At 59.3% G+C, this 20525-nt stretch carries 18 protein-coding genes; 16 read left to right on the top strand and 2 right to left on the bottom strand.

What is annotated here, in order from left to right:
* Window positions 1-13: 13 nt before the first annotated feature.
* The 3 genes from ACR3EM_RS01395 to ACR3EM_RS01385 are packed head-to-tail and all read left to right on the top strand — an operon-like array spanning window position 14 to window position 3545.
* On the top strand, window positions 14-1042 hold the full coding sequence (locus ACR3EM_RS01395) for an ABC transporter permease (RefSeq protein ID WP_480469035.1): 1029 nt from the start codon (window positions 14-16) through the stop codon (window positions 1040-1042).
* Window positions 1039-2193 (top strand): ABC transporter permease, encoded by a 1155-nt coding sequence (locus ACR3EM_RS01390; protein WP_480469034.1) that lies wholly within the window; start codon window positions 1039-1041, stop codon window positions 2191-2193. The genes ACR3EM_RS01395 and ACR3EM_RS01390 overlap by 4 nt, the downstream gene beginning before the upstream one ends.
* Complete coding sequence (locus tag ACR3EM_RS01385; protein WP_480469033.1) at window positions 2190-3545, top strand: CoA transferase; 1356 nt, start codon at window positions 2190-2192, stop codon at window positions 3543-3545. The genes ACR3EM_RS01390 and ACR3EM_RS01385 overlap by 4 nt, the downstream gene beginning before the upstream one ends.
* An 88-nt stretch (window positions 3546-3633) precedes the next feature.
* Here ACR3EM_RS01385 and ACR3EM_RS01380 read toward each other — a convergent pair whose 3' ends face one another.
* The gene (locus ACR3EM_RS01380; protein WP_480469032.1) at window positions 3634-6018 is read right to left on the bottom strand and encodes a mechanosensitive ion channel domain-containing protein; all 2385 of its coding nucleotides are present in this window, start codon (window positions 6016-6018) and stop codon (window positions 3634-3636) included.
* A 369-nt stretch (window positions 6019-6387) separates the two neighbouring features.
* Between ACR3EM_RS01380 and ACR3EM_RS01375 the strand changes: the two genes are divergently transcribed.
* The 9 genes from ACR3EM_RS01375 to rpe all read left to right on the top strand — a co-directional run bounded on the left by ACR3EM_RS01375 (window position 6388) and on the right by rpe (window position 14387).
* Entirely contained in the window at window positions 6388-7602 is a 1215-nt protein-coding gene (locus tag ACR3EM_RS01375) for a glycosyltransferase family protein (protein ID WP_480469031.1), read from the top strand.
* On the top strand, window positions 7599-8846 hold the full coding sequence (locus ACR3EM_RS01370) for a glycosyltransferase (protein WP_480469030.1): 1248 nt from the start codon (window positions 7599-7601) through the stop codon (window positions 8844-8846). The genes ACR3EM_RS01375 and ACR3EM_RS01370 overlap by 4 nt, the downstream gene beginning before the upstream one ends.
* Window positions 8846-9922: a glycosyltransferase family 4 protein gene (locus ACR3EM_RS01365; RefSeq protein WP_480469029.1), complete on the top strand. Its 1077-nt coding sequence runs from the start codon at window positions 8846-8848 to the stop codon at window positions 9920-9922. Before ACR3EM_RS01370 ends, ACR3EM_RS01365 begins: the two co-directional genes overlap by 1 nt.
* A complete protein-coding gene (locus tag ACR3EM_RS01360) occupies window positions 9919-10503 on the top strand; it encodes a histidine phosphatase family protein (protein WP_480469028.1) in 585 nt (194 codons plus the stop codon). The genes ACR3EM_RS01365 and ACR3EM_RS01360 overlap by 4 nt, the downstream gene beginning before the upstream one ends.
* Window positions 10500-11642, top strand: a complete 1143-nt coding sequence (locus ACR3EM_RS01355; protein WP_480469027.1) for a glycosyltransferase family protein — start codon at window positions 10500-10502, stop codon at window positions 11640-11642. The genes ACR3EM_RS01360 and ACR3EM_RS01355 overlap by 4 nt, the downstream gene beginning before the upstream one ends.
* Window positions 11639-12385, top strand: a complete 747-nt coding sequence (locus ACR3EM_RS01350) for a polysaccharide deacetylase family protein (RefSeq protein WP_480469026.1) — start codon at window positions 11639-11641, stop codon at window positions 12383-12385. The genes ACR3EM_RS01355 and ACR3EM_RS01350 overlap by 4 nt, the downstream gene beginning before the upstream one ends.
* Window positions 12386-12411: 26 nt before the next feature.
* Entirely contained in the window at window positions 12412-12888 is a 477-nt protein-coding gene (locus ACR3EM_RS01345) for a class I SAM-dependent methyltransferase (RefSeq protein WP_480469025.1), read from the top strand.
* Window positions 12889-12900: 12 nt separating this feature from the next.
* Entirely contained in the window at window positions 12901-13602 is a 702-nt protein-coding gene (locus tag ACR3EM_RS01340; protein WP_480469024.1) for a DUF1045 domain-containing protein, read from the top strand.
* A gap of 95 nt (window positions 13603-13697) precedes the next feature.
* Window positions 13698-14387 (top strand): ribulose-phosphate 3-epimerase, encoded by a 690-nt coding sequence (rpe, locus tag ACR3EM_RS01335; protein WP_480469023.1) that lies wholly within the window; start codon window positions 13698-13700, stop codon window positions 14385-14387.
* Window positions 14388-14541: 154 nt separating this feature from the next.
* On the opposite strand, the gene ACR3EM_RS01330 is transcribed toward rpe, so the two are convergent.
* On the bottom strand, window positions 14542-16635 hold the full coding sequence (locus ACR3EM_RS01330) for a 3-hydroxyacyl-CoA dehydrogenase NAD-binding domain-containing protein (RefSeq protein ID WP_480469022.1): 2094 nt from the start codon (window positions 16633-16635) through the stop codon (window positions 14542-14544).
* Between the two features lie 233 nt (window positions 16636-16868).
* Between ACR3EM_RS01330 and ACR3EM_RS01325 the strand changes: the two genes are divergently transcribed.
* The 4 genes from ACR3EM_RS01325 (at window position 16869) to paaA (ending at window position 20502) form a co-directional block, all read left to right on the top strand.
* Entirely contained in the window at window positions 16869-17687 is an 819-nt protein-coding gene (locus ACR3EM_RS01325; protein WP_480469021.1) for a cyclase family protein, read from the top strand.
* 193 nt (window positions 17688-17880) lie between these two features.
* A complete protein-coding gene (locus ACR3EM_RS01320; protein WP_480469020.1) occupies window positions 17881-18099 on the top strand; it encodes a DUF1127 domain-containing protein in 219 nt (72 codons plus the stop codon).
* 192 nt (window positions 18100-18291) lie between these two features.
* The gene (pcaF, locus tag ACR3EM_RS01315; RefSeq protein ID WP_480469019.1) at window positions 18292-19494 is read left to right on the top strand and encodes a 3-oxoadipyl-CoA thiolase; all 1203 of its coding nucleotides are present in this window, start codon (window positions 18292-18294) and stop codon (window positions 19492-19494) included.
* Window positions 19495-19509: 15 nt separating this feature from the next.
* Entirely contained in the window at window positions 19510-20502 is a 993-nt protein-coding gene (paaA, locus tag ACR3EM_RS01310) for a 1,2-phenylacetyl-CoA epoxidase subunit PaaA (RefSeq protein WP_480469018.1), read from the top strand.
* Window positions 20503-20525 lie beyond the last annotated feature (23 nt).

Here is a 20525-nt window from a genome sequence, read left to right as displayed (position 1 = left end):
CAGGAGCAGCTAAATGGTCATGCTGCGCTATGCGGTGTATCGCTTTTTCACGATGCTGCTGACGTTGTTGGTGGTATCGGTCCTGATCTTCGTGATCATCAACCTGCCCCCCGGCGATTACCTCAGCAACCAGATCGCCGAGCTGCAGGCCTCGGGGCAATCGGCTGGCGTCGCCAAGGCGGAATTCCTTCGAAAGGAATATTCGCTGGATCGGTCTCTGCCGGAACAATACCTGATCTGGATGGGCTTCTGGCCCGGACCGCATGGGTTCGAAGGGCTGTTGCAAGGCAACTATGGCTGGTCCTTCGAATTCGATCGCCCGGTGTCCGAGATTGTCGGCGATACGCTATGGCTGACCGTCGTGGTCAATCTGGCCGCTATCCTTTTCGTTTACGCAGTCGCCCTGCCCCTCGGCGTGATCGCCGCCGCGCGATCGCGGACATGGATCGACTATACCTCGGCCTTTGTGGGTTATCTGGGCCTCGCCACGCCTAACTTTCTGCTGGCATTGATCCTGTTCTACTATGGCCATCAGTATTTCAACCTGCCCATCGGCGGCCTGATGGACCCAAAGTTCGAAGGCGAACCGATGAGCTGGGACAAGCTCAAATCCATCCTACTTCATCTGATCGTGCCAACCTTTGTGATCGGCACCTCGGGCGCGTCAGCGATGATGCAGCGCCTGCGGGCCAATATGCTGGACGAGCTTGGCAAACCCTATGTGGAAACTGCTATCGCCAAGGGCATGGCGCCATCGCGGATGCTGACGAAATACCCCCTGCGCGTGGCCTTCAACCCTTTTGTGGCCGACATCGGCAACCTGCTGCCGTCCATGGTATCAGGCTCGGTTCTGGTCTCGGTTGTTCTGGGCCTGCAAACCATCGGCCCGACCCTGCTGACGGCGCTGAAAACACAGGATCAGTTTCTGTCGGCTTTCATCCTGATGTTTGTGGCCTTGCTGACCCTGATCGGCACCATGATCTCGGACATCCTGCTGGTCATGCTCGACCCGCGCATCAGATATGAGGGGCGTGAAGCATGACCCAACGTCCCGACGGTCGCTATGTCGACGAAGCCCCTTTCGACCCACAGGCCTCGATCCAACAGCTGGAACGTGCCGATCTGGACGCACCCAACTGGGTGCTGGTCTGGCGCAAATTCAAGACCCATAAGCTGGGCCTGATATCTGGCATCTTCCTGCTGCTCTGTTACCTGATGCTGCCCTTTGCAGGTTTCATCGCACCATACGGTCCCAATGATCGGAACGGCGAGCACCTGTACGCCCCGCCTCAATCCATCAACTGGTTCCATGAGGGTGAATTCGTTGGCCCTTACGTCTATCCCATCGTGGCAGAGGCTGACCTTGAGACCTTCCAGTGGAAATTCGTCCCCGATACCGAGGACCCGCGCCCGATCCGGTTCTTCTGTGAAGGGTCCGAGTACAAGCTGGCGGGCCTGATCAAATCCGACACGCACCTGTTCTGCGCGCCCGAGGGCGCCACGCTGTTCCTTTGGGGTTCGGACCGATTGGGTCGAGACGTTTTCAGCCGCATCCTCTATGGCGCGCAATTGTCGCTGACCGTGGGTCTGATCGGCATCTCGGTGTCGTTCTTCCTGGGTATCCTGTTCGGTTCGATGGCCGGATATTTCGGAGGGCGCATCGACTGGGTCATCAATCGTGTAATTGAAATCCTGCGCTCGCTGCCGGAACTGCCCCTTTGGCTGGCCTTGTCCGCCGCTGTTCCATCGAATTGGAGCCCGGTTGCGGTGTTCTTCATCATCTCGATCATCCTCGGCATACTCGACTGGCCAGGCCTCGCCCGCTCTGTACGCGCCAAATTCCTGTCGCTGCGGGAAGAGGAATATGTGCGCGCCGCCGAGATGATGGGCGCGAGCTCGGGCCGGGTGATCCGCAAGCACCTGCTTCCGAACTTCATGTCACACCTGATCGCGTCAGCAACACTGTCGATTCCCGCAATGATCCTTGGCGAAACCGCACTCAGCTTCCTTGGCCTTGGCCTGCGGGCCCCAGCGGTTAGTTGGGGCGTGATGCTGAACGACGCGCAGAACCTCGCTTCGATCGAGATCTACCCGTGGACCGCGATCCCGATGCTGCCGATCATCGTCGTTGTGCTGGCCTTCAACTTCCTCGGTGACGGATTGCGCGACAGTCTGGATCCCTATCAGCAATGACCCTGCTCTCTGCCCTGCCCGCAACCGACAGCTACAAGGTCATCGGGGTCGGAGCCCGCCCCAGCGCCTTTGCGGTATCCGAACTGGCGACGGCAAGCTTTGCCGCAGTGGGTCAGGAACTGGCCCGTCTGATGACAGCCCTCAACCTGTCAGCCACGCCGCCTGAGATAGCCGTGGATCACCGGCTCGCCTCTTTGTGGTATGGCTTTTCGTTCAAGCCCGAAGGGTGGAAGATGCCCAGCTTGTGGGATACCATTGCCGGGGATTACAAGGCCGCAGATGGCTGGATCAGGTTGCACACCAACCTGCCCCACCACCGCGCCGCCGCGCTCAAGGTACTGCAGGTGGAAGCGGACCGGGACACCGTGACACGCGCGATCAAAGACTGGTCCATCATCGATCTGGAAGCTGCCATCGTCGCTGAGGGAGGTGTCGCCGCCGCCATGCGCAACCGCTCCGAATGGCAGGACCACCCACAAGGGCGCGCCGTCGCCCGCGAGCCCCTGATCGGCTGGCACGGACCGCACAATGTCACTCTGCGTGATCGTCCCGAAGCGTCGGGCGAGCGACCGTTGGCCGGGCTTCGTGTACTCGACCTGACCCGCATTCTGGCCGGTCCGGTCTCGACACGGACACTTGCAGCATTCGGGGCGGACGTGTTGCGCATCGACCCTCCGGGTTGGGATGAACCCGGAGTGATCCCCGATATCTCACTAGGGAAACGCTGCGCCTATCTGGATCTGAAAACGCCGGACGGGCTGAATCAGCTGAAAGACCTATTGGCACAAGCCGATGTGCTGGTTCATGGCTATCGCCCCGGCGCACTGGACGCGCTCGGGCTGGGCAAAGCAACCCGTGACCAACTTGCCCCTAACCGGATCGAGGTCACTCTGGATGCCTATGGCTGGCAAGGTCCATGGGCCACTCGGCGCGGGTTCGACAGCCTTGTGCAAATGAGTTCAGGGATCGCCCATGCCGGTATGGCCTGGGCCTCTGCAGACAAGCCCACACCGTTGCCCGTGCAAGCTCTCGATCACGCCACGGGCTATCTGATGGCCGCGGCAGTCCTCTCAGCCATGGCCGAGGCCGCTACGGGTCACACTGTAATGGATGCCCGCCTATCGCTCGCCCGCACCGCAGAACTGCTGGCGACCCTCGCTAAGAACAGCGGCGGTGAAGACATTACCACCGCAGCTTCTTCAGATTACGCCGCACAGACCGAAGCTTCCGGCTGGGGGCCAGGCCACCGCCTGAAACCGGCCCTCACAGTCGGACCCGCCGCAATGACCTGGCGCTTGCCCGCCGCCAAACTCGGGACGTCTGACGCGGCCTGGCCGACCCCCTCAGCCTAGCGCAATCGCCGCGCGGAACGCGCGGCTTGGCCCAACGCTTTGGGCCGCGTCGCGTCAGCGACGCAGATCAAAGGGGCGGGAGAGGACCTTACCGATCGTCGCCACCAGCCGGTCCGATATCGTCCAGATAATCCTCATCAATCGCCGCCTGCACCGCTCCGGTTACCGCTTCGCGCTGCTTTGGTGTCAGGTCCTCAGCCTCCTTGTCATCCGCCAGACGCACCGTGACCTCACGATGCGCGAAACGGATGCCTTCCCGGGCAAACAGCTCGCGTATATCCTGATAGACTTTCTTGCGCACCAGCCACTGATCGCCCGGCTTGGTCATGAACTTCACCCGGATGATCATCGCCGAATCCTGCATCTCGATCACGCCTTGAGACTTCAGCGGTTGGATGAAGTTATCGCCGATCACAGGATCGCTCAGCAATTCCTGCCCCAGCTTCTTGATCAGTTTGCGCACCTTCTCAACGTCGGTGTCATAGGTCACCCGCAAGGGCAGTTTCATGATCACCCAATCACGCGAATAGTTGGTCAGAACCTTGATCTCACCAAAGGGAATAGTGTTCAGCGCCCCAAGGTGATGCCGCAACTGGAACGACCGGACCGAGATCTTCTCAACCGTTCCCTTCACGTCGCCGATATCGATATATTCGCCCTTCCGGAACGCATCATCCATCAGGAAGAACGCCCCCGAAAAGATGTCTCGAACCAAAGTCTGCGACCCAAAGCCAACGGCCAAACCGACGACACCGGCACCTGCAAACAGGGGGCTGACATTGATGCCGAGTTCCATCAGCACGATCAGCGCAATCGTCACCACGACCACCGCCAATATCGCCCCGCGAAACAGGGGCAGCAACGTCGCCAGACGGCTTTGCCCGCCTTCGCCGCCTTCGTCACCCAGCTCCGCCTCTGCGCCTCCGTCGTCAACCTCCTCGGCGATCTTGCTGTCAATCCAGACCCGGAAAAAGTGGAACAGGATATAGCCGATGAACAGGATTACCATCACATCCAGCGCCCGACCAACCGGCAGATCCTCGCTCCAGTTCGCTTGCGGGTTCCAGATCACTACCAAGGCATAGAGGCCTACGACAAAAGCCAGAATACCGGCCACACGGCGGGCGAGATCCTCGTAAGTCAGGATAGCGTATTTACGCTTTTCGGCCTCAAGTGTGGCGGTTTCTGCTTCGGCCTTGGCCTCCGCGTCTTCCGCTTCCGCATTCAACTCTTCAATCTTGCGATTGCGATCAAAATAGCGCTCAAGCAGATAGTTCATCGCCCCGTAGGCCACGACAACCGACATAAAGATCGCATAGCTGCTGGCCACAATCGGGATCGAGTCCTCGACCTCAAGCACAAGATCGACTGCCAGCTTGAGCCAGCTGAAGACCAAATAGAGGATCAATACCGGTGCCCAGGCGAACGAGATGAAACGCAAAATCCACGACACCTGATCGGGGGCTCGCCCGCCCCGGATCGCATTTGAAATGGCACGCGCGTTGAACAGGATCATCAACACATTACCCAACGCCCCGGCCAGGGTCAGCGAGCCGTACACCATGGCATAGACATTGTAGTTCAGACCGAAATCAGCGACCCAGGTCGAGAACAAAACCACCGAAATATCATAGGTCGCCAGCGCCGATGCCCAGACATACAACCGTTTCGCATCCCGGTCCGAGAAGGGCGGCAATCGATATTGGCTGAGGTAGGGCGACAGAACCATGCGCCACAGGTCCGACACTGTGCGCGACAGGAAGAACGCCGTGAAGATCGCAGTTACGGTGAACTGAATCGAGATATCCTCGGCCTCGCCAAAGAACAGATATCCGACGATCAGCGCCATGAGCATGGCAAAGACCGTACCGCCAATCCCCATCAAGAAGCGGAACACCAGGAACGGCATCTTCTCGCGATAGCCATGAGGCTGTTCCTTGATCCGCGCCACGACAAAGCGCTTGGCGATACGTTTGCCGTAGATTTCCGTCGACAACCAGCGCCCCAGCAACAGGAATAAAATGTTCCAGAACAGCACTTCGACATAGGTTTGGATGCGACCATCCGGGCTGGTCTGTCTTAGGACATATTTTACTTCAAAAACTGAGTAGGGCAGCGCCTCAAGTCGCGAACGAACGGATTCGCGGAAGTCAGAAAAGCGCTCCTGCGCTTTCATAAGCTGTGATCCCTCACCCATGGAGTCAGCAGCTGACGACTCATTCGCCGCGCTGCCTGAGGCGGGTGTTGAAACCACCTGACCGGCACTATCGATCACGATAACGCTGGCCCCCGCCTCGGATGCAGCCCGGATAGCCGCCGCCACATCCTCATTCTCTGAGGTCGCGGTACCGGACTCTTCCGTCCCTCCGATGGGATAGCCTGGAATAAGCGACTGCGCCGCCGCCGCTGAAACAAATGCCAGCGACAGCGCCCAAAACACCAGCACCAATCCGGCAAGAACTTTCTTTTTCATGATACGTTTCATCCAATTCGCGGTTGCAGGGCAGCCTATAGAACCTGTCGAGCTGGTTCAAATCCTCACCACACGCCATCACAACATCGTCCTGCATCCGTGTTCTCGTGACACCGCTGGCTATAAGGTGTTTTCAAGCCAACGAAAATTGAATATGACAACTCAGAGAAATACGATGTTGGAGACCTGCCTCGAAAACCCCTGTTCAAAGTGGCCCACAGATGGCTTGGCCAGCAAAAGCTGTTGCCAATTCGCAATGTTTGCCACATTTGCACGGTGCGCTCTGCCGCTTTGGCAAGCAGGCACGGAACATATAAGATAACAGATGCAAACGCGCGGAATTGCACTGGAACCCGAAACAGGCAAAGCATGAGCCTAAGAACAGCACACGAAAAACACGGCCGCGCCCCGCGCATCCTGCTCTACAGTCACGATACGTTCGGTCTGGGTCATCTAAGACGGTCCCGGGCATTGGCTGCCGCTATCACGCAGGCGGATCCGCGCGCCTCAGCTCTGATTCTGACGGGTTCTCCGGTGGCCGGGCGCTTCACTTTCCCGCGTCGCGTGGACCATGTGCGCCTGCCTGGTGTTACCAAGCGTGCCGACGGCTCTTACGCGTCGCGGACTATCGGCATGGGTATCGAGGAAGTCACCGAGCTGCGATCCAGCCTGATCCAGACCGCGGTTGAGCAATTCGATCCTGACGTGTTGATCGTCGACAAGGAACCCACCGGGTTTCGCGGAGAGCTGCTGCCGACGCTCGAATATCTGGAGTATTCTCGCTCGACAAAATTGGTACTCGGCCTGCGTGACGTGCTGGATGAACCCGAAGTTCTGGCCGCTGAATGGCAACGCAAGGACGCAATCGCAGCGACCGAACGGTTCTACGACGAAATCTGGGTTTATGGCCTGCGCTCGATCTATGATCCCACGCAAGGGTTGCCCCTCAGCCCCGCGACGCAGCAGCGGATACATTGGACAGGCTACTTGCGGCGCGATCTGGGACCAGTCGGTGAGCCGCCCGAGCAGCCTTATATCCTGATCACCCCCGGCGGTGGTGGCGACGGCAAGGCGATGGTCAACCTCGTTCTTTCGGCCTACGAAAAGGACCCCGATCTGTCACCTCGCGCAGTTCTGGTTTATGGTCCGTTCCTGTCGGGCGAGCTGCGGGAGGATTTCGAAACCCGCGTCGCCGCACTGAACGGCCGGGTTACGGCGGTTGGCTTCGAATCCCAGATCGAGACGCTTTTTGCCGGTGCCGCCGGTGTTGTCTGCATGGGCGGATACAACACCTTCTGCGAAGTTCTGTCCTTCGACAAGCCCGCCGTAATCGTGCCGCGTACGACCCCACGGCTTGAACAATGGATCCGCGCCTCACGCGCGGAAGATCTGGGCCTTGTGCAGATGTTGGATGAAACGCGCGACGGACTGACGGCGGACGCAATGATCCAAGCGATCCGTGATCTGTCAGACCAGCCCCTCCCCTCACAAGCCATTCGTGCGGGGTTGCTGGATGGCCTGAAATACGTCACCCATCGTATCGATGCCCTGCTGGGTGCGGAACAAGAGCGCGCCATCGGATGACGGCCAAATCCCCCAAGCTAGCGGTGCTGGTCAAAGGCTGGCCGCGCCTGTCCGAGACGTTCATTGCACAGGAACTGGTGGCCCTGCAGGACGCCGGGCACCAGTTCGATATCTGGTCCCTGCGCCACCCCACCGACACCAAACGCCACCCGCTGCACGACAGATTTCAGGGGCAGGTTCATTACCTGCCGGAATATCTGTATGATGAACCGCAACGTCTGCAGGCTGCGCGCCAGATCGCAATGCGCTTGCCCGGCTATCAACAAGCCTATGACATCTGGCGGCAGGATCTGCGACGCGATCCCTCCCATAACCGTATCCGCCGCTTTGGCCAGGCCTGCGTATTGGCTGCCGAGCTTCCCGAGCAGACACAAGCGCTTTATGCGCATTTCATGCACACGCCCTCATCGGTCGCGCGCTATGCCGCAATCATACGCGGCCTGCCCTGGAGCTTTTCGGCCCACGCCAAAGACATCTGGACCTCACCCGATTGGGAAAAGCGTGAGAAGCTGCAAGCGGCAACATATGGGGCGGCCTTTGGCGCGACCTGCACAGCCATCGGTGCCGCGCATTTGCGCTCACTTGCCGACGATCCGGAACGGGTCGACCTGATCTATCACGGGCTGGATCTGTCACGGTTTCCCGCCCCTCCTCAACGCGCACCACGTCAGGCGGGTTCGCCGTTCCGCATGCTCTCGGTCGGGCGTCTGGTCGAAAAGAAAGGTATTGACCGGCTTCTTGAGGCGCTCGCGCTTTTGCCGAAGACGCTGGATTGGCACTGGGTCCATATCGGCGGCGGTACACTCGGCGATGCGCTGAAAGCCCAAGCCGATGCGGCGGGGTTGACCTCGCGGATCACGTGGAAGGGAGCCTGCGATCAGCCCGAGGTGATTGCCGAAATGCAGCACTCAGATCTGTTTGTCCTGCCCAGCCGTATCGCGGAAGACGGCGACCGGGACGGGTTACCGAACGTGCTGATGGAAGCGGCGTCTCAACGTTTGCCGATCCTCTCCACTCCGATTTCGGCCATACCCGAGTTCATCGAAGATGGCGTCCACGGCGTCTTGTCCAGCGACGAACCGACGGCACTGGCCAGCGCGATCATCAAGTTAGCCGAGCATCCCGATACTTCAATCTGTATGGCCGCGGCCGCTCATGATCGGTTGATCGCGGACTTCCAGATGGACCCAGGCATTCGCCGCCTGTCTGAGCGGCTGAAAACCTTGTGTACGGATGACGTCTGATGGCGCGGGTTGCATTCTATGCGCCGATGAAATCCCCCGACAGCCCTAAACCCTCGGGCGATCGCGAAATGGCACGGAACCTCATGACAGCGATCGCGGCGCAGGGGGACAGCGTCGAGCTCGCCTCGCAACTCCGCATCTACGACAAAACGGGTGATTCACAGGTGCAAGAGACGTTTCTGGCCCAAGCACAGGCGGAAACCGAGCGACTGGTTCAGGGCCTGCCTGCTGATACAAACCTTTGGGTGACTTATCACAATTACTACAAGGCCCCTGACCTGTTGGGGCCGGAAATCTGCCGTGCGCGTGGCATCCCGTACGTACAGCTTGAAAGCACCCGCGCCACAAGTCGGCTGAACGGCCCTTGGGATCGCTTCGCCCACTACGCCCATGCGGCCTGTGATGCAGCGCAGGTTATCTTCTACCATACGGCAAACGACCTGATCACATTGCAGCGAGAGCGTTACGGCAATCAGCAGCTTACCGAGCTACCCCCGTTCCTGCCGATCACAGACCTGCCGAAAGCTTCATCTCAAGATGGCCCCATGCTGACCGTAGGAATGATGCGAGACGGCGACAAGCTGAGCTCATACACCATTCTGGCTGAAACTCTGGCGCATCTGACCGGTGACTGGGTTCTGGACATCGCGGGTGACGGTCCCGCCCGCCCACAGGTTGAAGCGTTGATGGCACCCTTTGAAGATCGTGTCCGGTTTCTCGGGCAGTTGAACCGGGCGACATTGCAACAGGTCTACGAGCGCGCATCACTGTTGATCTGGCCTGGTTTCAATGAAGCTTACGGAATGGTCTACCTTGAGGCGCAGGCCAGCGGCATACCCGTGGCGGCGCAAGATCGCCCCGGCGTGCGCGATGTTCTTCTGCCTTCCGATTATCCATCTGTTGAGGCCGGAACGGCCGGGCTGGCCACACGTATACAGACCTTTTGCGCTGATCCTGATTTGCGCCGCAGAGAAGGCGAACGCGCGCGCGCGCACATTGCCAAACGACATCTGATGCCCGCTGCGACAAATACCTTCTGGTCCGCCGTTCGCCCGTTGCTGGAAGATCAACCATGAGCCGTTTAGCGCTACTACGCCACGGACATACGGACTGGAACCGCGCGGGCCGCATTCAAGGACGCAGTGACATACCGCTTGATGCCGATGCACGCGCCGAACTGTCAGTATATTGCCTGCCTGCCCCATGGGACACGGCATCGGTCTGGTCCAGCCCCTTATCACGAGCAGCGGAAACCGCGCTGCTGGTCTCGGGTCAGACCCCAAAAACATCCGAAGCCTTGACCGAAATGAACTGGGGCGAATGGGAAGGGCAGCGTGGCGTCGACCTTATCCAGATACCGGACAGCGGCTACCGGCACATAGAGGATTGGGGCTGGGGCTTCCGGCCCCCCGGAGGCGAAAGCCCGGCAGACCTTTGGACTCGGATTGCACCATGGCTGGAGACCCTTCAGGGTGACACGCTTGCCGTCTGCCACATCGGCATCATGCGGGTGATCCTTGCCAAGGCATGGGACTGGGATTTCTCAGGCCCCGCCCCGTTCAAGATCAAGCGAAACAGACTATATATCGTGGACCTCAGCACCATGCGGGCCGAGGTCGAACCAATCAGACTGATCCGAAGCGAGGCCCATCCATGAGGGTCATGATCACCGTAACTCATTTGTTGGGAACCGGGCACCTGAGCCGCGCACTGACTTTGGGTCGCGCCTTTGTTCAGCAAGGCCATGAGGTTTTTGTGATCTCAGGCGGGATGCCTGCGCCACAGCTTGACACGCGCGGGATGACATTGCTGGGGTTGCCGCCGCTGCGATCGGATGGCACCAACTTTACGCGCCTTCTGGACCAGAGCGGAGAGGTGGCAGACCCGGACTATCTGGCCGCGCGTGTTACCGCACTGACAGAGGCGCTGCGCAGGTTTCAACCTGAGATATTCATCACTGAGCTTTATCCGTTCGGCCGTCGCTCGCTTGCGCCCGAATTTCTGGCGGCGCTCGAGGTCGCACAAGCCTTGCCGACCCCGCCAGTCATTCTCAGTTCGATCCGCGATATCCTCGCGCCGCCCTCGAAACCCGCTAAAGCCGAACGCGCGGATGAAATCATTGCACAGTTCTACGACAGTGTTCTTGTTCATTCCGATCCCGACATCGCCCCGCTGCAGATAAGCTGGCCTGTATCGGATCAACTGGCCGCACGCCTGCACTATACAGGCTTTGTTGCGGCAGCCGCACCGCTGCCGCATCCCGAAGGCCTGGGGCAGGATGAAATTGTGGTCAGCGCAGGCGGAGGGTCAGTTGGCCAACCGATCTTTCGCACGGCCATCGAGGCCGCGCGAAAGATGCCCAACAGGCGTTGGCGCCTGTTGGTAGGTGGGCAAGACGCCCGGTCGCGCATTGATGAATTGTCGGCTCTTGCCGGAGATATCCCGATCACCATTGAACCTGTCCGATCAGACTTTCGGCAAATGCTGCCGCTTGCCGCAGCGTCGGTCAGTATGTGCGGCTACAACACGGCAATGGACTTGCTGCAAAGCGGCACGCCTTCGGTTCTTATTCCCTTCGACGACGGCAAAGAAGTCGAACAAAGTCTGCGCGCAGGCAGTCTTGCCAAGTTGGATGGCGTCACTGTTCTAAAAAGTGACGATCTGGATGGCGCGTCCCTTGCTGACGCATTGGCACACGTCATGTCAGGACCGGATCGTGCGCCCATGGCCCACGGGTTCAATGGTGCCCAACGCGCGGTGGAGATCGCGACCAGCTTGCGGAGGGCCAAAGGATGACCCCCGATTGGCGACCCTTGCAAGCAGAACTGGATTTTTGGCGCAAGGCGGGCCTCACTCTGCCACTCTGGTGGCGAGACGACGATGCCGTTTCAGTCACCCGGCAACTCGATCAATTGACGGCACTGTCTGATGAGCTTGGCTTGCCCATCCATCTGGCGGTGATCCCGCAAGGCGTTGAAGCTGAACTCGTGGCTTATGTGCAAGCCAGTCCTGCTTTGATCCCGGTCGTGCACGGTTGGGCGCATCAGAACCATGCACCGCAAGGCGAGAAAAAGGCGGAGTTTCGCCTCCATCGACCAATCGAGGCGATCACGGCTGATGCTGAGGCGGGTCTGATGCGGCTCAAGATGTTGTTCGGCGAATACCTGCGCCCGATGTTTGTTCCCCCCTGGAACCGGATCGCGCCTGAAGCCGCGGAGCGCCTGCCCGCTTTGGGCTATCGCATTCTCTCGACGTCTACGCCACGCAAATCCGAATTGGCAGCGCCGGGTTTGAAACAAGTGAACACTCATCTGGATCCCATCGACTGGCACGGCACGCGCGGTCTGGCCGACCCCGAGCACCTTGTCTTGCAAACCGTGCAGCTCTTGCAGGATCGCCGTGAAGGACGGACTGACAACACGGAACCGTTTGGTGTGTTGACGCACCATCTGGTCCATGATCAAGACATCTGGGATTTTACGAGAGACTTGCTGCAACGATTGCTCGATGGGCCGGGTAAACCCTGGACCGCTGCATAAGACCCTCAACTGGAAGGAAAGCCCGAATGAGCAGACTTGATTCAATGCTGCGCCGCCTGACGGCTCAGCGCGACGGGCTGAACTGGGCCGCTGCGCAGATCGAAGGCGAGGATGGCGATGTTTTGGACATGGGGTTGGGCAATGGCCGCACTTACGATCATCTTCGGGAAATCTTACCTGCGCGTCGAATCTGGGTGATGGATCGGGTCCTGCAATGTCACCCCGATAGTACGCCTCCGGAAGAGGATTTCCTGCAGGGTGAGGCGGAACCCATGTTGGAAAAGCTGGCCACACAAGGGCGAACCATAGCGTTGGCGCATTATGATTTCGGGCGCGGCATCAAATCCGAGGATGTGGCAGAGGCCGCGCGCCTCAGCCCCTTGATAGCGCAGGTGATGCGCCCCGGAGCGTTGCTGATCTCGGGCCAACCCTTGGTCGGGTTCGACCAAATCGCGGGACCCGAAACCATCGCTCCGGACCGGTATCTTTTCTACCGCGCCTGATTTGACGCAAGGATGTATCGAGAAACCGAGATGGAGTTCACACGCTACGCAGTCTATTTCCTGCCACCGCCTGAGGCTGAATGGGTCCGATTCTGCAAGGCATGGCTGGGCTGGGACGTGGACGAAGGCCAGCCAATTCCCCATCCAGATCTTTCCGATATTGATGTTGCTGCCACAACAGAAACGCCGCGCAGATACGGCCTGCACGCGACCCTGAAGCCACCATTTCGTCTGCGAGAGGGGCAAACTCTGGCTGCTTTGAAAGCTGCCTGCAGAGAACTTGCGCAAACGCAGCGACTGGCGGTTGTATCAGGATTGCACATCGCCCCGCTGGGTCGATTTCTGGCTCTTGTGCCGGGTGGTGACACCACAGCTGTCAACACACTTGCCGCCGCTTGCGTACGCGATCTGGACAGGTTCCGAATGCCATTGACTGACTCTGAACTAGCGCGCCGTCGCACGGCCAGACTAACGACAGAGCAGGAAAGCAATCTGATCCGTTGGGGGTATCCGCATGTAATGGATACTTTCCGCTTTCACATCACCCTGAGTGGCAAGCTCAACAAACCGACCCTGCAGGAGATTCAAACGCTGCTAGAGGCGAGGCTACATCCGATACTGCCCGAACCACTGGAGATACGTGATCTGGCACTGGTCGGAGAAGCTTCTGATGGCCGATTTCACCTGCTGGAGCGCATTCCCTTGGGCACTTGAGAGAGGATTGCCCCAAATCACGAGCGTAGGGGCTACCCATCGAAGCCTCAGGCAGCTATATGGCCTCGCAAACCAGATCTCACAGGAGGCCCGCCATGAGCTTTGATCGCTCCATCAAGATCGCACCTTCCATCCTGTCTGCCGATTTCGCCAATTTCGGACAGGAAATTCAGGCCATCGAAGCACAAGGGGCGGATTGGGTCCACGTCGATGTGATGGATGGGCATTTCGTGCCAAACCTCACTTTCGGCCCGCCTGCTGTCAAAGCGTTCCGTCCGCATGTGAAAACAGTGATGGACGTGCACCTGATGATCTCTCCGGTCGATCCCTACATTCAGGCTTATGCCGATGCGGGCGCCGACATCCTGACCGCCCATGTTGAGGCCGGACCGCATACACACAGGACGCTGCAGGCCATCCGCGGTGCCGGTATGAAGGCAGGTGTCGCGCTGAACCCAGGCACTCCGGCGGAGGCGGTTGAGCATTTGCTGGAGCTGACCGATCTGGTCTGCGTGATGACCGTAAACCCCGGCTTTGGCGGTCAGAAGTTCATCGACATGACGGCCAAAGTACGTCGACTGCGCGAAATGATCGGCGATCGCCCCGTGCATATCGAGATTGACGGTGGCGTTGATCCCGCCACGGCCCCTCTGGTCGCTGCTGCAGGTGCTGATGTTCTAGTTGCCGGGTCTGCGGTGTTCAAAGGCGGATCGGTGACCAATCCGTCGGTCTACGGCGACAACATTCGTGCCGTACGCACTGCTGCTGAAAGCGCCATCGGCTGAGCACAAGCGCTCCCGCCAGTCATCGACATTCCTGACGGAATGCCTCCTCCTGTTGGGCCCGGCATCGCGCGACGCGCGATGCCGGGCCCAAGGCCGTAAGCGGTATTGGCGCAGCCAATGTTGCGCGGGCGCGGGAGTACACCAGCGGGCGTTGTCACTCTGATTTATTCAGGTCATCAAAGCTGCGACCCTCGGCAACCAACTGCTCCAGCAAAGGCGCAGGTTGCCAGAAATACGGATCCTCTTCTGACCATTCGCGAATATCGCTTAACAGGTCCGGCAGCCCCTGCAGGTCGGCCCATTTCAGCGGCCCGCCCCAAAAGCGCGGAAAGCCGTAACCGTAGAGCAACGTAACATCCACATCCAACGGTCGACGTGCAATCCCCTCACCCACGACGCGCGCCGCTTCGTTCACCATCGCAACCATGTAACGTCGCACAATTTCCTCATCCGAGAAGCTTCGCACAGTCAGTCCCTGCGCCACCCGGTCGGCTTCGATCAGATTCATGACCTCCGGGTTGGGAGTGCCGCCGCGTTGCCCTTTCTGATAAATATAGTACCCCTTGCCGGTTTTCTGACCAAAATGACCAGCCTCACACAGCTTGTCGACATAAAAACTATCCCGCGCTCGCGGGTCTAGACCTGCCGCGCGTTTGCGCTTACGGGTGGCCCAGCCGATATCCAGACCGGCCAGATCCGAAACTGCAAACGGACCCATCGCAAACCCGAACTCTATCAGAGCCTTGTCGATCTGAAACGGTGACGCGCCATCCAGAACCATGTGATCGGCACACGCCCGATAGGCGCTGAGGATCCGATTGCCGATAAACCCGTCACACACACCAGCGCGGACTGAGACCTTGCCCAATCGTTTGCCCAGCGCAAAGCCAGTCGCGACCACCTCGGGCGCTGTCTGATCAGCCACAACGATTTCCAGCAGCTTCATGACATGGGCAGGCGAGAAAAAGTGTAACCCGATGACCGCATCTGGCCGGCTGATCAAACCCGCAATCTCATTGATGTCGAGATAAGAGGTGTTGGTCGCCAGAACCGCCCCCTTCTTACAAACAGCATCCAGCTGCGCGAAGACCTGTTTCTTGACGTCCATGTCTTCAAAGACGGCTTCGATCACAAGATCCGCAGCGCTCAGTGCCTCGTAATCGGTCGCCAGAACCAACTTGTTCTGCAGTATGTCGTCATGATCCTCGGGGCTCAGCTTGCCGCGTTTCACTGCGCCAGCCAGATTCCCCGCGATCCGCTCTCTGGCCGCCCGCGCCGCCTCCGACGACATTTCGAGCAGAACGACCGGCAGGCCTGACAGCAAAGCCGCCGTTGCAATACCCGCGCCCATGGTGCCACCGCCGATGACCCCGACTTGATGCAGTTCCTTCGGTGCGACCCCCTCCAACTCCGGCAATTTTGAAACTGCGCGTTCGGCAAAAAAGGCGTGGATCAGCCCTTTGCGCTGGTCAGAAGCCATGAGCTCCATGAACAATTCCCGCTCGCGCGTCAGGCCCGCAGCGAAATCCTCGGCTTCGCAGGCGGCCTGAACGGCGCGAACGGCGACCGCAGGCGACAACTGGCCCCGCCCCTTCTTGAGCACGGCATCATAAGCAGCGTCAAAATCAATTGGTGCGGGCTTGGGCATGTCGCAGACTGCGCGGCGCGGCGCGTTGCTGTCGAGCAGTTCACGCGTATAGGCCAACCCGATTTCGCGGGGGTCACCCTCTTGCACGCGATCCAGCACTCCCATCTCCAATGCTTTGGGCGCGCGCACGTGCCGCCCGGTTGTGATCATGTCCAAAGCCTTGTCGACCCCAGTTACCCGCGGCAAGCGTTGCGTCCCACCCGCGCCGGGCAGGATACCCAGATTAACCTCGGGCAGCCCGACCTTGGCCGATGGCACCGCGATACGGTAGTGACACGACAAAGCCACCTCGAGCCCGCCGCCCAGAGCAGTCCCGTGCAAAGCCGACACCACCAACAGAGGCGATGCCTCGATACGGTCGCAAAGCGCAGGCAGATAAGGTTCTTGTGGCGATTTGCCGAATTCCCGGATATCGGCGCCTGCAAAGTATGTCCGTCCCTCTCCATAGATCAGCACGGCGCGGGCCCCCTCAGACTCGGCGCGCTCGACCCCCTCAAGAATGCCGCGGCGCATGTCGACGCCCAGCGCATTTACGGGCGGATTCTGTGCGGCCAGTACCGCGATATCGTCGATTTTCTCATAGCTGATCACCTGGGACATGCGCATGACCTCTCTACCCGCGTCACTTATTTGACAGAGACTGAACTGGTCGGGCCGCGTATTCAAGCACATTTTCGACCAACCGTTCGGTTTTTGAATTATTCACACTCTAACGCTTATGTGACGCCCCTCTGCATGCCAACGCGCTAACTTGAGCAAAACAAGCTCAATTGAGACTACGCGGACGTACCGGACAATTTCGTTGGACCGACACCAAAACAGGGAGACATGAAATGTGTGATGTATGCGTGATGAACGCCGTCAAGGATCGGATGATGTCACGGCGATCCTTCTTCAAGGCGGGCGCGGCTGTGGCAGCCGGTACAGCGCTTGGGACGGCCAGTGCGCCTCCGGCATTGGCGGTTGGCCATGGAGAAGTTGTGGACATGACCCACATCTATGACGCCGACTTCCCAACGTACTTTGGCGAGCCGGGCATCGAAGCCACGCAATCCTTCAATTTCAAGGATCACGGATTTAACCTGTTCAATCTTGCGGTCAACGAACATACCGGCACGCATATTGATGCGCCGCTGCATTTCTCGGCAGACGGTCAGTCGGTTGACGAGATCCCGGTATCCAACCTTGTCTGCCCGCTCTGCGTGGTCGATATCGCCGCTAAGGCGGCCGAGGATGCGGATGCGCAGGTCACTCCGGATGACCTGAAAGCCTGGATTGACGCAAACGGCCCAATACCCGATGGCGCCTGCGTGGCGATGCATTCCGGCTGGGGAACCAAGACCGCCACAGCGGGTTTCCGGAATACCGATGATGAGGGCAAAATGCACTTCCCTGGATTCCATGTCGAAGCCGCTCAGATGTTAATAGATGAGACTGGCGCGGTTGCGCTGGCCGTCGACTCTCTGTCTCTGGATCATGGGCCATCTGCAGATTTCGCAACCCACTATGCGTGGCTGCCGACCAATCGTTATGGCATCGAGAACCTGGCCAATCTCGACAAGGTTCCCGCCAGCGGCGCGACGCTCATTGTGGGTGCTCCGGCGCATCGTGGCGGAACGGGTGGACCGGCGCGCATCTTCGCAATGGTCTGAGACATCTGTAGGCAAATTGACGCATCGTGTGGGCGAAGCTTCGGCTTTGCCCATATTTTTAGGGGAAATATTCCACTTTCGCGCTTTGAATTGCGCACGCCGCACAGCTGCTATGTCATGGGTGCTGTGGTTGTATTGTCTGGCCCGCGATACACACGTTCCCGAAACTCAACGATCAACGGGGCTCAAACATATGCGATCATCAGCAACGCAAAACCTCTCGCTGCAGTCAGCCTTCGAAGCCACCACCGACATCGCCAGAGGCATTTTGCAGGCCTTCACAGAAATCGGAGAGGCACGAGTAAAAGTTCACAGGATTCAAGCGCTTTGGTCTCTGTCCGACGCAGAGCTGGCCGCCCGCAGCCTGCGCCGCGAAGACATTGTGCGTCTGGTCATAGCGGACGTGATCTAACCAACCTTGATCGCCTTTTTCAGAGAAACCCGCATCCCTGCGGGTTTTTCTTTGGGCTGCGCTAATATGTTACCAATTTTTCACCACAGGAGCAATCACGTTACATTTTACTTGCCGCGAATCATCTTCATGACTATTAACCGACCCATCGGTCACTTAATGACGTGACATCAAATTCGGAGCCCTCGCCCTATGGACGCCTTTATCTGCGACGCTCAGCGCACCCCAATCGGACGGTATGGCGGAAGCCTCAGCCAGGTGCGCACGGATGATCTGGCAGCAATCCCGATTTCGGCCCTGATGGCGCGCAACCCACAGGTCGATTGGACAAGCGTGGACGATGTGATCTACGGCGACGCCAATCAGGCCGGGGAAAGCAACCGCAACGTTGCGCGGATGGCTGCTCTGCTGGCGGGACTGCCTGTGGATGTACCTGGCACGACGATCAACCGGCTTTGTGCCTCCGGCATGGATGCGGTCGGCATGGCGGCCCGTGCAATCCGGGCCGGGGATTATGACATGGCGATCGCTGGCGGCGTCGAGAGCATGTCCCGCGCGCCATTTGTGATGCCCAAAGCCACCTCGGCCTTCTCGCGAGCCAATGCGGTTTATGACACCACAATCGGCTGGCGCTTCGTGAATCCCAAAATGCAGCAAAATTTTGGTATCGACTCGATGCCCGAAACAGCAGATAACGTAGCGGAAGCTTATGGTATCAGCCGTTCCGATCAGGACGCCTTTGCCGAACGCAGCCAGGCCCGCTGGGCCGCGGCGCACCAGACCGGGGTGTTTCAGGAGGAGATCACCCCGGTCACAATCCCCCAGCGCAAAGGCGACCCTGTCGTGGTTGACACGGACGAGCACCCGCGCCCGGGAACTACAGCCGAGAAACTGTCAGGCCTGAAGGGCATCAACGGACCGGACAAAACCGTGACCGCTGGGAATGCCTCGGGCGTAAACGACGGGGCCGCCGCCATTCTGATGGCAAATGAGGCAACCGCAGCAAAGAACAATCTCACCCCGATTGCCCGTGTGGTCGGCATGTCCGTTGCCGGGGTCGAACCGCGCGTGATGGGCATTGGCCCGGTTCCGGCCAGCCAAAAGGTGCTGGCCCGCGCCGGGCTGAGCATCGAACAGATGGATGTGATAGAATTGAATGAGGCCTTTGCCTCACAAGGGCTGGCGACGTTGCGCGAGTTGGGCGTGGCAGACGACGCGCCGCATGTGAACCCGAACGGCGGCGCAATTGCGATCGGTCACCCGCTTGGGATGAGCGGTGCGCGGCTGGTGATGACCGCCGCCTATCAACTGCGCCGCACGGGCGGGCGCTATGCGCTTTGCACCATGTGCGTGGGCGTTGGCCAGGGGGCCGCACTTATTCTCGAACGCGTGTAAGGGAGGAGACCTCACATGTATGCTCAGATGATCAAGACAGCCGGAACAGGCGTGAAATCCCGCGAGGAGATGACCGAGCAGGAGCGCGCCTTTCAGGACAAGATTGACGCCGATATCAAGATCGAGCCCAAGGACTGGATGCCCGACGACTATCGCGCGACACTGATCCGTCAAATTGGACAGCACGCGCATTCCGAGATCGTCGGTCAGCTGCCCGAAGGCAACTGGATCACCCGCGCACCCACGCTGGAGCGCAAGGCAATCCTGCTGGCAAAGGTGCAGGATGAAGCCGGGCACGGCCTGTATCTCTATTGCGCCGCCGAAACGCTGGGCGTCAGCCGCGATGAGATCACCGAGATGCTGCTGGATGGACGCATGAAATACTCGTCGATCTTCAACTATCCAACGCTGAACTGGGCCGATATCGGTGCGGTCGGATGGCTGGTCGATGGGGCCGCGATCATGAACCAGGTTCCGTTGCAGCGGACGTCCTTCGGACCCTACTCGCGCGCGATGATCCGCATTTGCAAGGAAGAATCGTTCCACCAGCGTCAGGGTTATGACGCGATCCGCAAGATGGCCGAAGGCACGCCCGAACAGCGCAGGATGGCGCAGGACGCGATGAACCGTCTGTGGTACCCGTCGCTGATGATGTTCGGGCCATCGGACAAGGAAAGCGTGCATTCCGCGCAATCCATGGCTTGGAAGATCAAGATCAACACCAATGATGAGCTGCGCCAGAAGTTCGTGGACCAGACCGTGCCACAGGCCGAGTATCTAGGTCTGACCATTCCCGACCCGGACCTGAAATGGAACGAAGAGCGGGGCCACTACGACTACACCGACCCGGACTGGTCCGAGTTCTTCGATGTGATCAAGGGCAACGGCCCATGTAACGTCGACCGTTTGGCCGCGCGCAACAAGGCCTGGGACGACGGTAAATGGGTTCGTGACGGGCTGCTGGCCCATGCCCGCAAGAAACGCGCTACAAATCTGGCTGCAGAATAAGACTGCCCTGAGGAGGATACCAA

The sequence above is a fragment of the Ruegeria sp. AH3 genome (assembly GCF_056536265.1).
This window is presented reverse-complemented; position numbering and strand designations above follow the sequence as displayed.

Excerpts from the sequence above, each read along its gene's own strand:
- ACR3EM_RS01395 (WP_480469035.1), top strand. The coding sequence starts at position 14 with ATGGTCATGCTGCGCTATGCGGTGTATCGCTTTTTCACGATGCTGCTG.
- ACR3EM_RS01390 (WP_480469034.1), top strand. The coding sequence starts at position 1,039 with ATGACCCAACGTCCCGACGGTCGCTATGTCGACGAAGCCCCTTTCGAC.
- ACR3EM_RS01385 (WP_480469033.1), top strand. The coding sequence starts at position 2,190 with ATGACCCTGCTCTCTGCCCTGCCCGCAACCGACAGCTACAAGGTCATC.
- ACR3EM_RS01380 (WP_480469032.1), bottom strand. The coding sequence starts at position 6,018 with ATGAAAAAGAAAGTTCTTGCCGGATTGGTGCTGGTGTTTTGGGCGCTG.
- ACR3EM_RS01375 (WP_480469031.1), top strand. The coding sequence starts at position 6,388 with ATGAGCCTAAGAACAGCACACGAAAAACACGGCCGCGCCCCGCGCATC.
- ACR3EM_RS01370 (WP_480469030.1), top strand. The coding sequence starts at position 7,599 with ATGACGGCCAAATCCCCCAAGCTAGCGGTGCTGGTCAAAGGCTGGCCG.
- ACR3EM_RS01365 (WP_480469029.1), top strand. The coding sequence starts at position 8,846 with ATGGCGCGGGTTGCATTCTATGCGCCGATGAAATCCCCCGACAGCCCT.
- ACR3EM_RS01360 (WP_480469028.1), top strand. The coding sequence starts at position 9,919 with ATGAGCCGTTTAGCGCTACTACGCCACGGACATACGGACTGGAACCGC.
- ACR3EM_RS01355 (WP_480469027.1), top strand. The coding sequence starts at position 10,500 with ATGAGGGTCATGATCACCGTAACTCATTTGTTGGGAACCGGGCACCTG.
- ACR3EM_RS01350 (WP_480469026.1), top strand. The coding sequence starts at position 11,639 with ATGACCCCCGATTGGCGACCCTTGCAAGCAGAACTGGATTTTTGGCGC.
- ACR3EM_RS01345 (WP_480469025.1), top strand. The coding sequence starts at position 12,412 with ATGAGCAGACTTGATTCAATGCTGCGCCGCCTGACGGCTCAGCGCGAC.
- ACR3EM_RS01340 (WP_480469024.1), top strand. The coding sequence starts at position 12,901 with ATGTATCGAGAAACCGAGATGGAGTTCACACGCTACGCAGTCTATTTC.
- rpe (WP_480469023.1), top strand. The coding sequence starts at position 13,698 with ATGAGCTTTGATCGCTCCATCAAGATCGCACCTTCCATCCTGTCTGCC.
- ACR3EM_RS01330 (WP_480469022.1), bottom strand. The coding sequence starts at position 16,635 with ATGTCCCAGGTGATCAGCTATGAGAAAATCGACGATATCGCGGTACTG.
- ACR3EM_RS01325 (WP_480469021.1), top strand. The coding sequence starts at position 16,869 with ATGTGTGATGTATGCGTGATGAACGCCGTCAAGGATCGGATGATGTCA.
- ACR3EM_RS01320 (WP_480469020.1), top strand. The coding sequence starts at position 17,881 with ATGCGATCATCAGCAACGCAAAACCTCTCGCTGCAGTCAGCCTTCGAA.
- pcaF (WP_480469019.1), top strand. The coding sequence starts at position 18,292 with ATGGACGCCTTTATCTGCGACGCTCAGCGCACCCCAATCGGACGGTAT.
- paaA (WP_480469018.1), top strand. The coding sequence starts at position 19,510 with ATGTATGCTCAGATGATCAAGACAGCCGGAACAGGCGTGAAATCCCGC.